The organism is Caballeronia sp. ATUFL_M2_KS44 (assembly GCF_023630965.1).
GTDB lineage: Bacteria > Pseudomonadota > Gammaproteobacteria > Burkholderiales > Burkholderiaceae > Caballeronia > Caballeronia concitans.
In genome coordinates, this window is the sequence record NZ_JALQEA010000020.1 from 22,221 (window position 1) to 35,895 (window position 13,675).

At 62.9% G+C, this 13,675-nt stretch carries 11 protein-coding genes; 6 read left to right on the forward strand and 5 right to left on the reverse strand.

The window, feature by feature from the left end:
- Positions 1-33: 33 nt before the first annotated feature.
- On the reverse strand, positions 34-1,434 hold the full coding sequence (locus NCR39_RS10245) for a phosphomannomutase/phosphoglucomutase (RefSeq protein ID WP_250452087.1): 1,401 nt from the start codon (positions 1,432-1,434) through the stop codon (positions 34-36).
- A 437-nt stretch (positions 1,435-1,871) separates the two neighbouring features.
- Here NCR39_RS10245 and NCR39_RS10250 point away from each other — a divergent pair, with 437 nt between their 5' ends.
- The 5 genes from NCR39_RS10250 (at position 1,872) to NCR39_RS10270 (ending at position 7,325) form a co-directional block, all read left to right on the forward strand.
- On the forward strand, positions 1,872-3,134 hold the full coding sequence (locus tag NCR39_RS10250) for an oligosaccharide flippase family protein (protein ID WP_250452088.1): 1,263 nt from the start codon (positions 1,872-1,874) through the stop codon (positions 3,132-3,134).
- Entirely contained in the window at positions 3,131-3,934 is an 804-nt protein-coding gene (locus NCR39_RS10255) for a glycosyltransferase (protein ID WP_250452089.1), read from the forward strand. Before NCR39_RS10250 ends, NCR39_RS10255 begins: the two co-directional genes overlap by 4 nt.
- Positions 3,935-3,949: 15 nt before the next feature.
- Positions 3,950-5,089, forward strand: a complete 1,140-nt coding sequence (locus tag NCR39_RS10260; RefSeq protein WP_250452090.1) for a glycosyltransferase family 4 protein — start codon at positions 3,950-3,952, stop codon at positions 5,087-5,089.
- Between the two features lie 25 nt (positions 5,090-5,114).
- Positions 5,115-6,143: a UDP-glucose 4-epimerase GalE gene (galE, locus tag NCR39_RS10265; RefSeq protein ID WP_250452091.1), complete on the forward strand. Its 1,029-nt coding sequence runs from the start codon at positions 5,115-5,117 to the stop codon at positions 6,141-6,143.
- Positions 6,144-6,215: 72 nt separating this feature from the next.
- A complete protein-coding gene (locus tag NCR39_RS10270; protein ID WP_250452092.1) occupies positions 6,216-7,325 on the forward strand; it encodes an MraY family glycosyltransferase in 1,110 nt (369 codons plus the stop codon).
- Between the two features lie 57 nt (positions 7,326-7,382).
- Here NCR39_RS10270 and NCR39_RS10275 read toward each other — a convergent pair whose 3' ends face one another.
- The 3 genes from NCR39_RS10275 to NCR39_RS10285 all read right to left on the reverse strand — a co-directional run bounded on the left by NCR39_RS10275 (position 7,383) and on the right by NCR39_RS10285 (position 10,535).
- Positions 7,383-8,078 carry a dienelactone hydrolase family protein gene (locus NCR39_RS10275; protein ID WP_250452093.1) on the reverse strand — a complete coding sequence of 232 codons (696 nt, stop codon included), beginning with the start codon at positions 8,076-8,078 and terminating at the stop codon, positions 7,383-7,385.
- A 127-nt stretch (positions 8,079-8,205) separates the two neighbouring features.
- On the reverse strand, positions 8,206-9,288 hold the full coding sequence (locus NCR39_RS10280) for a glycosyltransferase family 4 protein (protein WP_250452094.1): 1,083 nt from the start codon (positions 9,286-9,288) through the stop codon (positions 8,206-8,208).
- A complete protein-coding gene (locus NCR39_RS10285) occupies positions 9,288-10,535 on the reverse strand; it encodes an oligosaccharide flippase family protein (RefSeq protein ID WP_250452095.1) in 1,248 nt (415 codons plus the stop codon). The genes NCR39_RS10280 and NCR39_RS10285 overlap by 1 nt, the downstream gene beginning before the upstream one ends.
- 375 nt (positions 10,536-10,910) lie before the next feature.
- On the opposite strand from NCR39_RS10285, the gene NCR39_RS10290 reads away from it, so the two are divergent.
- On the forward strand, positions 10,911-12,095 hold the full coding sequence (locus NCR39_RS10290) for a glycosyltransferase (protein WP_250452096.1): 1,185 nt from the start codon (positions 10,911-10,913) through the stop codon (positions 12,093-12,095).
- A 62-nt stretch (positions 12,096-12,157) separates the two neighbouring features.
- Here NCR39_RS10290 and NCR39_RS10295 read toward each other — a convergent pair whose 3' ends face one another.
- Positions 12,158-13,303 carry an acyltransferase family protein gene (locus NCR39_RS10295; RefSeq protein WP_502800201.1) on the reverse strand — a complete coding sequence of 382 codons (1,146 nt, stop codon included), beginning with the start codon at positions 13,301-13,303 and terminating at the stop codon, positions 12,158-12,160.
- Between the last annotated feature and the right edge of the window lie 372 nt (positions 13,304-13,675).

Sequence of the window (13,675 nt, forward strand, 5' to 3'; positions counted from 1 at the left end):
TTCCGGTCGCGCCGCTTCTTCACTCGTCAAACCTTAGAACGGCAATTGCGCGTCCGGCTTCTCCGCCAGGATCACGCGGCGGAAATCTTCCTGAATGCGCTTCAGCGCTTCTTCGCTGTCCGCTTCGAAACGCATCACCACGACCGGCGTCGTGTTCGACGAACGCGCGAGACCGAAGCCGTCCGGATACTCCACGCGCAAGCCGTCGATGGTCAGCACGTCGTCCGCGCCTTCGAACTTCGCCGACTTCTGCAGACGCCCGATCAGCTCGAAGTTCTCGCCTTCCTGCAGCTTCAGTTGCAGTTCGGGCGTCGAGAGCGAGTTCGGCAGATCGTTGAGCAGCTTGCTCGGATCGTCCACGCGCGAAAGGATTTCGAGCATGCGCGCGCCCGTGTACAGGCCGTCGTCGAAACCGTACCAGCGGTCCTTGAAGAACACGTGGCCGCTCATTTCGCCCGCGAGCGGCGCGCCCGTCTCGCGCAGCTTCGCCTTCACGAGCGAGTGGCCCGTCTTCCACATCACCGGCTCGCCGCCCTGCTCGCGCACCCACTTCGCGAGATTGCGCGTGCACTTCACGTCATAAATGATCTGGCCGCCCTTGTTGCGCGACAGCACTTCCTGCGCGAACAGCATCAACTGGCGATCCGGGAAGATCACCTCGCCGTCCTTCGTCACCACGCCGAGACGGTCGCCGTCGCCATCGAACGCGAAGCCGATTTCCGCGTCCGTTTCCTTCAACGCCTTGATCACGTCCTGAAGGTTCTCGGGATGCGCCGGGTCCGGGTGATGGTTCGGGAAGTTGCCGTCGATGTCCGTGAACAGTTCGACGAGTTCGCAGCCGAGCGCCTTGAACAGACGCGGCGCGAGACCGCCCGCGACGCCGTTGCCCGTATCGACGACGATCTTCATCGGACGCACCGGCTTGATGTCGGAGACGATGCGGTCGAGATAGATCTGCGACACGTCGAATTCGGTATAGCTGCCTTCGCCCGATTCGAAGTCGTTATTGACGATGCGCTGATACAGGCTCTGGATCTGCTCGCCGTAAATGGCCGCGCCGCGCAGCACCATCTTGAAGCCGTTGTAGTCGGGCGGATTGTGGCTGCCCGTCACGACGATGCACGAATCCACGCGACGCTCGCCCGAAGGCAGCGGCAGCGGCACGCTCGCCGCGAAATAACCAACGGGCGTCGGCACCATGCCGATATCGATCACATCGACGCCGGCTTCGCGCAGGCCGTCCGCCAGCGCGCCGACGAGTTCCGGACCGGACAGGCGGCCATCGCGCGCCACGACGACGGAGTCGCCGCCCTGCTTGCGAATCTCGCTGCCGAATGCGCGGCCGATGCTCTTCGCGACATCCTTGTCGACCGTCTTGCCGACGATGCCGCGAATGTCATAAGCCTTGAAAATGGACTGGGATACCTGGCTCATAAGATGGCTACCTCTTCTGTATTAATTGATGAATTCTCGGCGATGCAGCCATAAGGGCGTGGCAAGTCGTGGCGAGATGAGCGCGCCCGACTTCGCCAACATGCGCGCGAACGACTGCGAGGCTCATGGGTCGAGCGTCGAACCATCGCGAACTGCCAACGAAACGTTGAAAGCTCGAGCGAAGGGCGGGCTTCGGTTCGCACTTATAATCGCTGTCTTTCAGCGCTTTCGATGTTGCGCGTCGCGATTCAAGCCTGCGCATTCAATTCTAATCCAATGCCCAAACGCTCTTTCGCCTTCAGGCCGACGAATGAGTCGCCTTCGCGCGCAACCGCACATAAATCGATCTTTGGCGCGAAATTGTTACGCAACGCGCAGCATGGCGAACAGGTTCCGGTAGCACGCCGCGTGCCCGGCATCGCAATGGACACGCGCGCATGAAGGTGCTCACGCGCTCGGGCAATCCGGACGTCGCACGCGCGCTCGCGAACATCGTCTGGCTCGGACTCGAACGGCTCACGCAGATCGCCGTGGCCATCGTCATTTCGGGTCTGCTTGCGCGTTATCTCGGCCCCGACGCGTTCGGCAAGTGGCAATACGCGAACACGCTGCTGCTCGTCATCGCGCCGATCACATGGGTATGCGGCGCGGAGATTCTCGTTCCCACCATCGTCGATAAACCGCCCGCGCAAACCGGCGCCGTGCTCGGCAGCGCGTTCGTGTTGCGCATGGGCGTGTCGATCATCGCGCTGCTTCTGACATGGGCGTGGATCGGACTCGGCGGCACGGATCCCGTCGTCGGCGCGATGCTCGCGGGACTCGCCGTCACCATGCTGTTTCGCGAGCCGTTCATCGGCGTGATCAACGCGTGGCTGCAAAGCATGACGTACAGCAAGCCGCAGTTGATCGCGAGCATGACGACGGCCATCGTCAAGGCGGCGCTCGTGTATGCGCTCGTCCGCATGGCGGCGGGCGCGGCGAGCTTCGGCTGGCTGTGGGCGCTCGAAGCAGCCGCCATTGCCGGCGCGCTCGTGTTCTATTACATGCGGCGGCACGGCGGTGCGCTCGGCTGGCGCTTCGACCGCACGCTCTTCAAACATTTCGCGAGCGCGGGCACGGTGTTCTGGATCGGCCTCATCGGCATGTATCTGTTCCTGAAGCTCGACCGTTTGATGCTCGCGCATCGCGTATCGTTCGCCGAACTCGGGCTTTATTCCGCCGCGCAGCAGCTCAACGAAAACTGGATCGCGCTCGCGCTGATGCTGTCGCAAACCATCGCGCCCGCGTTCGTTTATCGCGTGACGGAAACCGCGCAACTCAGGCGCAATCTGCTGCGCCTCTTCGCGATGACCGCCGCGCTGATGATCGCGGGCGCGGCCGTGCTCGATGCGCTCGGCGGCTTCATCATCGCGCGCGTGTTCGGGCCGAACTATGCGGGCGCAACGGACATCTTCCGCTGGGCCGTGTGGCTTTCGGTGCCCGCCGGGATAGAGGCGATCGGCAATCTCGTGCTGCTCAAGTATCAAGCGCGCTACGTGCTGCTTTCGAAGTGGCTGCTTGCGCTCGCGGTCGCGTTCGCGGTGAACATGTTCGCCATTCCGCGCTTGAACGGCTATGGCGCGCTGATCGGACTGGCGGCGGGCTATGTCGCGGCGGCATCGGTCAACTTCTACTACATTCGTTTCCGGCTGCGCGCATGACTGATCTCTCCGATGTCGCCGTCCTGATGCCCGCGTTCAACGGCCAGGCCGATGTTGAACGCACGCTCGCATCGTTCAGGGAAGCGTCGCGGGTGCGCGTCGTGATCGTCGATGACGGCAGCACGCCGCCGATCGTCGCGCCTTTAATCGACGGCCTCGACATCGAGATCGTGCGCATGGCGAAGAACGTTGGCATCGAGCGTGCATTGCAGGCGGGCATCGATGCGCTCGCCGAACGCGGCGTGCGTTACGCGGCGCGCATCGACGCGGGCGACCTCGCGACGCCCGGCCGTCTCGCGAAGCAGCGCGCGTATCTCGAAGCACATGCGCGCGTGGCGGTCGTCGGCATGTGGACGCATGTGGTCGCGATGAACGGCGCCCCGCTCTTCGATCTCACGCCGCCCACCGATCCCGCCGCCATTCGCCGCGCGATGCTCGCGCGTTCGTGCTTCGCGCATCCTTCGTTGATGCTGCGTGTCGATGCGGTGCGTGAAGTGGGCAACTATCGCGCGGAATATCGCGCGGCCGAAGACCTCGATCTGCTGCTGCGCCTGATGACGCGTCACGACGGCGCGAATCTGCCGGAATTCGGCCTTTACTACGAACTGAACGAAGGCGGCATCAGCGCGACGAAGCGCCGGACGCAAACGCTGTCAACGCTGCGCCTGCAATTGCGTTACTTCCGTGCGGCGAATCCGCTCGACTGGATCGGCGTCGTCAAGAGCATCGCGCATTTGCTGCTGCCTTATCGCGCGCTGAGCGCCGTCAAGGCGAAGCTCTTCAAAGCTGCATCGCGCTAAAACGAAAAACACCGGATGAACAACAGAAAGTCCAGCCTACGCATCGCCCTCGTGTGCAACACGGCCTGGGCCATTTACACGTACCGGCGCGGCGTGTTGCGCATGCTCACGCAACAGGGCGCGCAAGTGACGATCATCGCGCCGCGCGATCGCACGTTCGAACCGCTCATCGAAATGGGCTGCCGTTGCGTCGAATTGCCGGTGGCGTCGAAAGGAACGAATCCGCGCGAAGACCTGAAGACGATGATGGCGCTCTACCGCGAATATCGCGCGACGCGTCCGCATCTCGTCTTTCACTACACGATCAAGCCGAACATCTACGGCTCGCTTGCCGCGATGCTCGCGCGCGTGCCGTCCATCGCGGTGACGACGGGCCTGGGCTACGTGTTCATTCAAAAGAGCCGCACGGCGCAGGTTGCCAAGCGGCTTTATCGTTTCGCGTTTCGCTTTCCGCGCGAAGTGTGGTTCCTGAATCGCGACGACCATCAGGCTTTCGTCGATGAAAATCTGCTCGCGCATCCCGATCGCGCGCGACGCCTGCATGGCGAAGGCGTCGATCTCGATGAATTCGCGCTCGAACCTTTGCCGCGCCGCGAGGACTTCGTGTTCATCCTGATCGGACGGCTGCTGTGGGACAAGGGCGTGGCCGAATACGTGGAAGCGGCGCGGCGATTGCGTCAGCGTTATCCGCACGCGCGCTTTCAGTTGCTCGGACCCGTGGGCGTCGATAATCCCAGCGCGATCAGCCGCACGGATGTCGAGCAATGGGAGCGCGAGAATATCGTCGAGTATCTGGGCGAAGCGAACGACGTGCGCCCGCTCGTCGCCGCGGCGGATTGCGTGGTGCTGCCGTCGTATCGCGAAGGCGTGCCGCGCACGTTGATGGAAGCCTCCGCGATGGGCCGCCCGATCGTCGCCACCGACGTGCCCGGCTGCCGCGAAGTGGTCGAGCACGGCGTCAACGGCTTGCTGTGCGAAGTGAAGAGCGCGGACAGCCTGACGGAGCAACTCGAACGCATGATGACGCTGCCGATGGAAGCGCGCGAAGCGATGGCGCTGCGCGGCCGCGAGAAAGTCGCCCATGAATTCGACGAGAAGAACGTCGTCGAACGATACAAGAGCACAATACACGCCATTACCGGCATTTCACTTTGATCTGGGCGTCCCGGAGAACACACGAATGAACGACATTACGAAGGGCACTATCCTCGTCACGGGCGGCGCGGGCTTCATCGGCTCGCACACGTGCGTGGAATTGCTCGATGCAGGCTACGGCGTGGTGGTCGTCGACAATCTCGTCAACAGCCGCGCCGAATCGCTGAAGCGCGTGGAGCGCATCACGGGCAAGCGCGTGACGTTTTATCAGGAAGACGCACGCGACGAAGCCGCGCTCAACCGCATCTTCGACGCGCACGCGATCACCGGCGTCATTCACTTCGCCGCGCTGAAAGCGGTGGGCGAATCGGTCGCGAAGCCGATCGACTACTACAGCAACAACATCGGCAGCCTGCTCGCGGTGCTCGGCGTCATGCGCGAGCGCAACGTGCGCAACGTCGTGTTCAGTTCGTCGGCGACGGTGTATGGCGTGCCGCAATCGGTGCCGATCGACGAATCGTTCCCGCTGTCGGCCACGAACCCGTACGGCCAGTCGAAGCTCATCGCCGAGCAGATTCTGCGCGATCTCGAAGTGTCCGATCCGTCGTGGCGCATCGCGACGCTGCGCTATTTCAACCCGGTGGGCGCGCACGAAAGCGGTCTCATCGGCGAAGATCCGGCGGGCGTGCCGAACAACCTCATGCCTTACGTCGCGCAAGTGGCGGTCGGCAAGCTGGAGCGCCTGCGCGTTTTCGGCAGCGATTACGATACGCACGACGGCACCGGCGTGCGCGATTACATTCACGTGGTCGATCTGGCGCGCGGGCATATCGCCGCCATCGACGCGCTGAAACGGCTCGATCGCAGCTTCGTCGTCAATCTCGGCACGGGGCAAGGCTATAGTGTGCTGGATGTCGTGAAGGCGTTCGAGCGCGCGTCCGGCAAACCCGTGCCTTACGAAATCGTGCCGCGCCGTCCGGGCGATGTCGCCGCCTGCTACGCCGATCCGAGCGCCGCTGCGTCGCTGATCGGCTGGCTCGCGGAGCACGGCATCGAACGCATGTGCGCCGATCACTGGCGCTGGCAGTCGCAGAATCCGCAAGGGTTCGCTTAAAGTCGCGCCGCGCCCGGCATCGCCGTTCGTTTCGACGAACGCCGGGCGCTGTCATCAACCGGTCCATTTTTCATGCTTAGTTTCGCGCTTGCTTTTCTGGTCTCGCTCGTCGTGACCTTGTTGATCGTGCGGTTCGCACACTTGCAGGAAGGCGTGCTCGGCGACACCGATCTCGCCGGCGTGCAGAAGTTTCACGCGCGGCCCGTGCCGCGCATCGGCGGTGTCGGCATTCTGTGCGGGCTGACCGCATCGGCGGTGCAGTTGCGATGGAGTTATCCGCTCGTCGCGGCCGGCATTCTCGGCGTCATCGCGTGCGGCATGCCGGCGTTTCTCTCCGGACTTTTCGAAGACCTGACCAAGCGCGTGACGCCGCTCGTGCGTCTCGTCTGCACGATGGCCGCCGCCGGTCTTGCGTATGCGTTATTGGGCATCGCGGTGACGCGCATCAGCGTGCCGCCGCTCGATTTCCTGCTCTCCTACGCGATCATTTCATGCGCGGTGACGGTGCTCGCGGTCGCGGCGCTGGCCAACGCGGTGAATATCATCGACGGCTTCAACGGCCTGGCATCGATGGTCACGTTCATGATGTTCGCCTCGCTCGCGTATGTCGCGTTCCAGGTGCACGATCCGGTCGTGCTGTCGGGATCGCTCATCATGATGGGCGCGGTCATGGGCTTCTTCATCTGGAACTTTCCGGCGGGCCTCATCTTTCTCGGCGATGGCGGCGCGTACTTCGTCGGCTTCATGCTGGCCGAACTGTCGATCATGCTCGTGATGCGCAATCGCGATGTCTCCGCGTGGTATCCGGTGCTGCTCTTCATGTATCCGATCTTCGAGACGTGCTTCTCGATCTATCGCAAGAAGTTCATTCGCGGCATGTCGCCCGGCATTCCGGATGGCGTGCACCTGCATATGCTGGTCTACAAGCGGCTGATGCGCTGGGCCGTGGGTGCGCAGAACGCGCGTGAAATCACGCGCCGCAATTCGCTGACGTCGCCCTATCTATGGCTTTTATGCCTGATCGCGGTCATTCCGGCGACGCTGTTCTGGCGGCATACGGTGCATCTTTTCTGCTTCGTCGTGGTGTTCGCGGCCACGTACGTGTGGCTGTATGTGAGCATCGTGCGCTTCAAGGTGCCGCGCTGGATGGTGTTTCGCAGACCGCACACGGTGAAGAAATAACGCGTTCCTTCGCATGACCGACGCCGCCCTTATCGGGCGGCGTTTTCATTTCACCCCTTATTTCAGGTGTTTTGCGAAGAAATCGGCGGTGCGGCCATTGGCGAGTTGCGCGGCGGCGGCATCGTAATGCGCGCCCTGATTGCGCGCGAACGCATGATGACAGCCGGGATACGTGTACGCCTCGATATTGCTGCGTCCCTTGATGGCGGAAAGCACGCGATTGCGCGCATCGGCATCGATGAACTCGTCTTCTTCGGCGAGATGAATGAGCAACGGAATCGTGATGTTCGGCACTTCGCTCACATGCTGATCCGTGCCGCCGCCGTAATACGACACCGATGCATCGACATCCGTGCGCGCCGCCGTCAGAAACGACAACAGTCCGCCCAAGCAAAAGCCGACAGAGCCGATCTTCCCCTGCACTTGCGATAGCCCGCGCGCAAAGCCGATGGTCGCCGCGATATCCTCGACGCCCGTATTCAGGTCGAAGGCGTTGTAGTACTTCAACGCCTGCTGCCATTCGGCTTCGGTGCGGTCCGTCAGATTCACGTTCGGTTCGAGCCGCCAGAACAGGTCCGGGCACAGCGCGACATAACCCTGACGCGCGTACGCATCGGTGGTCTCGCGCATGTCGGCGTTGATGCCGAATATCTCCTGAAGAACGATGACCGCGGGCGCAGGCGTCTGCGCGGGGTAGGCCACGTAAGCGTCGAAATCGCCGTCGGGCGTCGAGATGCTGAGCATGTCGGACATGGGGTCTCCTTCCATGAGGGGCTGCAGCCTTCTCTTTGATACGCGAAAAACGGCGCATGCGCCAGCATTGATTCGCTGGCGCATGCGATGACAAGCATGTGACGTGTAGAACTTGCCGCTCGATGCTTCAGGCAGGCGCCGTGTCCGGCACGCCGCGCACCACGTCACGCGCGACGGCGAGATAGCGCGCGGCCGTATCGGCGAGCGTGAGGCCGTTGAGCGGCCTGTGCGCGCGCGGTTGCGTGAGCGCGGCGACGAGCGCATCGGCGTAAGCGGCGGTATTGTCGGGATCGCAGAGATGCACGCCGGGGAAGTCCGCTGCGAAAGCGAACGGGCGGATCGTGCTCGCGACCACCGGCACGCCGGACGCCAGCGCTTCCAGAAACGCGATGCTGTGTCCTTCCGAACGCGACGGCATCGCGAATACGCTCGACGAAAACAGCAGTTCCGCGACATCCGAACGCGGCCCTTGCAGGCTCACGTTATTCGACAGCCCGAGCTTCTCGACGAGATCGCCCACGGCCGCGTGATACGCCGGATCTTCGATCACGCCGCACAGCAGCAGCCGCGCATCCGGCACGCGCGCGACGACGCGTTCGAACGCATGCACCGTCGAGAGCTGGTTCTTGACCGACGTGTAGCGCCCGATCTGCACGATCTGATTCGACGCCTTCATGGCACCGCTTCCCGCGCGCATCGAAAAGCGCGACATGTCCACGCCGTTCGGGATCAGCGTCATCGAAGGATGGCGGCCTACCGCGCTCACGTAGTCATCGATATTGGCGGGCGACACCGCGATCACCGCGCGCGCACGACGCGACAGCATGCGTTCGACACGCCTGAACATGGCGCTTTCGAAGTCGTTGGTGGCGGAATGCATCACATAGACGACGGGCGCCGGGAGCGGCAACATGCGCGCATAGAACGCGGGGATCGTCGCATGCGCGAAGACCACGTCCGCACGATAAGCGCTGATGGTGCGATAGAGATTCCACAGCTTGCCGACGCGTCCCGGCTTGCGCTCCGGAAAGAGACACTGCACGCCGTTCGCGACGAGTTCCGCCTGCAACGCGGTGAAGTCGTCGTGCGCGGGCGTGAGCGATGCGATCGCGACCGTCTGCCCGCCACGCTGCTGATGAATCGCCAGGTCTTTCGCGAGCACTTCGGCACCGGAAAGACGCGGCGCGAGCACGAGATGGATGATGCGCATTACGCCTCCCTGACGCTTTTGTAGAGCATCCACGCCGCGGCTGTGCCGAGGCCCGCTGTCATCGCCCATGCAATGCCCGTCACGCCCCACAGATGCGTGGCGACAGGCACCGTGACGCACAGCACGATGGCCTGAAGAATGGACGCGTGCGTCGCGACCTTCGGCATGCCCGCCGCGCGCAGCCACGACACGAGCACCGCGATGACCGCGCCGATCGCCATGTTGATGACGAAGATCCTGAAGAGCGGCACCGCCGAAAGCCACGCCGGTCCGAGCACGAGATTGAAGAGCGGTTCGGCGGCGAAGCGCAGCACGACGACGAGCACCGTCAGGCCCGCGCCCGCGATCAGCAGATAGCGGCGAAAGAGCTTGCGCGCGCCCGCGACGTCACGCCGATGATGCTCGGAGAACGTCGGAAAGAGATACTGCGACATGGCGATGGCCGCGTCCGCAAGCAACATCTGCGCGAGCTTCGACGACATCTGATACGCGCCCAGTTGCACCGGTCCGAGCAGCTTCGCGACGACGACCTTGTCGAACTGATTGAGCAGCAGATTGACGACGCTGCCCGCCCAGATCCATCGGCTGAAATTGACGTAGTGCGAGATGCCCGCGAACGAAAAGCGAACGGGCGGACGCGGCGACATGGCAGTCCACGTAAGCGTGGTCTTCAGCAACTCGCCCGCGACGAGGCCGATCAGCACCGAATACGCGCCCGCGCCCGAGAGCGCGCAGGCAAGGCCCACCGCGCAATCCGTGAACGCCGCCGATGTCTCCACGCCCGCGAGCTTCTGAAAGCCGCGCTGACGCGTCACGATGAAGTATGCGGGCGATGCGATGCCGCGCACGATCGGCAATGCGGCTGCAAGCAGGATCAGGCCGATGGAGCCGCTCATATGAAACTGGCTCGTCATCAACGGCGCGAGCGCGGCAATCAGAAGGCCGATCAACACGCCGCGCATGGCGAGCGTCGCCCATACCGCGCCGAGTTCGTCGTGCGTGGGCGCGTTGCGTCCCTGCACGACGGCCTGTGCAAGCCCGGTATCGGACAACGATTCGGCGATCGCCACCGCGAGCAGCGCGATGCTGACCGCGCCGATCGCTTCAGGGCCGAGTATGCGGCCGATGGCCAGGAACTTCACGGCGACGAAGCCGCGAACCGCCACTTGTTGCAAGAGCACCCAGAACGCCGCGTCGTGCTCGAAGCGCGCGCGTGCTGGCAAGAAAGATAGCCGGACAGATCTCACTCAATTTCCCCGCGCTGCTGTCATTTTCGATTTTCGTGGCGCGCGATAGGTCTATATCGCGCGCGATGCACCTTGCGCGTCACGCAATGCACCATGTCCGGACGACGGGTGCGCGCACGACGACGCTTGTATTCAGGCGACTGTCGCAAAAGTATCGTGGCCGGCTATGTTCCGGACGACAACGCGTAGTGCATATCGGCCCGGCATGCGCGTTATCGCGGGTTGACGCGTGCTGCAACGTGTCCTCGGCCACATCGCGCGTTGCGAATAAGGGCTGAAATGTGGCCGTTGGATACGCTGGCGCGATGTTAGTGTTCATCCGTCCGCGCAATGGACCATGCTTCAATTCACTTCTACATGCCGGGTACGAACTTCATGGCGAAAGAGACCGTCCTCATCATCGAGCCTGATTTCAGCGGCCATCGCTGGCGCTATGCGGAATGGGCCGCGAACGCGTACATGGAAGCGGGCTATCGATGCCTCATCGTGACCACGCCGCGCAATGCCGCGCATCCGCTCGTCAGGAAGATCCATGAAGCAGGCGGCGATGCGCTCGGCATCACGCTCGTTGCACCGCCCGAGCTTGGCGGGCACAAGGGGCTTGCATCCATCAGCTATATGCGCGCGCATGCGGAGTTTCGTCATGCCTATGCGATGGCGAGCCGCGAGCACAAGGTCGCGCTCGTGGTCGTGCCTTATGTCGATTACTTCCTGCTCGCGCTGCCGTTCCTGCGCTCGCCGTTCGGCAAGACGCCGTGGGTCGGCGTCACGATGCGTTCGAACTTCCATCATCATCTCGTCGGCGTGCGCGCGCCGCGCCGGCCGCTCGTCAATGCGGTGAAGTCGAAGCTCTTCGCGCGCGCGGTTCGCGTGGGCGGCATGAAGACGCTGCTGACCATCGACCCGACCTTGCCCGACTGGTGGAAGCGCAACGCGAATCACGCGGGCGGCACGAGCATCGACTATCTCGCCGATCCGTTCCCCGATGCGCACGCGGCGGAGCCGTCGGCGGCGAAGCAGAGGCTCGGGTTATCGGATGGCAAGCATGTGCTCGTGTATGGCGCGATCAACGATCGCAAGGGACTGTTCGAACTGATCGATGCGCTCGCCGCGCGCAATGGCGATGCACGCGCGCCCACGCTCGTGATCGCGGGCAAGCAGGACGACGATGCGCGCGACTTGCTGGCAGCGGCGGTGAAGAAGCTCAAAGCCGCGCCCGTCGTGATGGATCGCTTCATTCCGAGCGAGATGGAGCTGGACCTGTTCTCCGCCTGCGATGTCGTGTGGCTCGGCTATAAAGGCCACTACGGCATGAGCGGCGTGCTCGTGCAGGCGTTCCGCTTCGGCAAGCCCGTGGTTGCGACAGCCGATGGCCTCATCGGATGGTTCTGCCGCACGGGCGATCTGGGCCCGGTCATCGACGATCTGACGCCCGCATCCATCAATCGCGCACTCGACGATGTGCTCGCGCGAAGCACGCAACCGCTCGTTCAAGGGCATCTGCTCGAACGCAATACGCTCACGCAGTTCAAGGAAACCTTGCGTCAGGCGATGGCGTGATCTGGAAACGATAAAAGCCCGTTCCTGCGATAAGCGCAGGAACGGGCTTTATTCTTTGTGCATCACGCCTGCCGCCCCGCGACCTCCACCACTTCCGGCACTTCGGCCTTGCGCTTCGCGGGATACAACGCATCGCGAATGCGCAGGAACGGGAACTCGATCGCGCGCGTCGTCACATAGCCCACCACGATTGCAATGGCGAACTGCGCCAGCATGATCGCGCCCCACGCGGGAATGGCCGGCAGATGCCACGCGGCCGCCTTGCGGATGAGCATGTCGCCCGGTGCGAGCGCAAGCGAATGCCACAGATAGATGCCATACGAATACACGCCGATCCACCCGATCACGCGATAGACGATCGACTCGCGAATGCGTCCCGAATACTCGACCGTGAGCACGATCAACGCGCAATAGCCGATGGCCTGCACCGTATAACCGATGCTTTGATCGACCGACGCATTGCGCGTGCCGAACACGAGCCACAGCACGAGGCCCGCGACCGCCGCGATCAACAGGCCCTTTCTCTGCGCAATGCCGCGATACACGCCGGGCTTGAGCCAATAGATCGCGGCGAGCATCACGCCGAAGAGCAGGCTGTCGATGCGGTATTGCGTATAGAAGAACGTGCCTTCGAGATCGCCGTTATAGACCGCGACGCTGCGCCCGATCAGCACGGCGAGACAGATCGCGCCGAGGACCGTGAGTATCGTGTTGATGCGCGTTTGCCAGCGCGAGAACAGGATCAGCAAGAGCGGCAGGAACAGATAGAAATGTTCCTCGACCGCAAGGCTCCACGTCTGCGCCACCGACGAGCCGAAGTAGTTCTGCATGTGCGTGAGGTTCTGCACGAGGAACGTATCGGTCGGATGCCGCCCCACGATCACATGAAACAGAATGAGCGCGTAGTACGCGGGCCATATCTTGAAGATGCGGCGCACGATGAAGCGTCCGGCATCGATACGCCCTTCCTGCGCGTATTGCCGGAGCAGCAAGCCGCCGACAAGAAAGCCGCTTAGCGTGAAGAACAGATTCACGCCTTCGTGACCGAAGTTCTTGAGCGGATACTCGATGGCGGCAACGAACGCGCTGCCGGTCGGATACGAATGGAAGTGAAACCCCATCACTGCGATGATGGCAAGTCCCCGGATGAAATCGAGTTCAATCGATCGATTGGGTCCTGGCATGCGTGTCACGCCGAAAAGGCTCATGGCCTTCCCCCTGTCTGCGAAGGTCTTGTTTATGTTGGATGCCTCGCCGCCCGGGTTCCTCATATCGGCGCACGCACGCGCATCGCTATTTGTCGTGGTCTCACGCCGGTTCTCCGGCAGTCCAATGTTCGTTGCAGACGGCTGTCGCGGTCCGCCAGAATCACGCGCCTAAACGACACCGCAACACTCGCTGTGCGGCCTCGGCAACACACGCGCGAACCGTTCGAAGCGAGCGTGGTGAGGCGCACATGGCCATCCGTCGATTCGCGCCGAAGGCTAGTCGCTAAACGCCGCCGCTTTCGCGAGCGCTTTTGGCCGCTGATATATTCGACCCACAAATACGGGGTACCCGGGGACCATCGCACGAGCTTC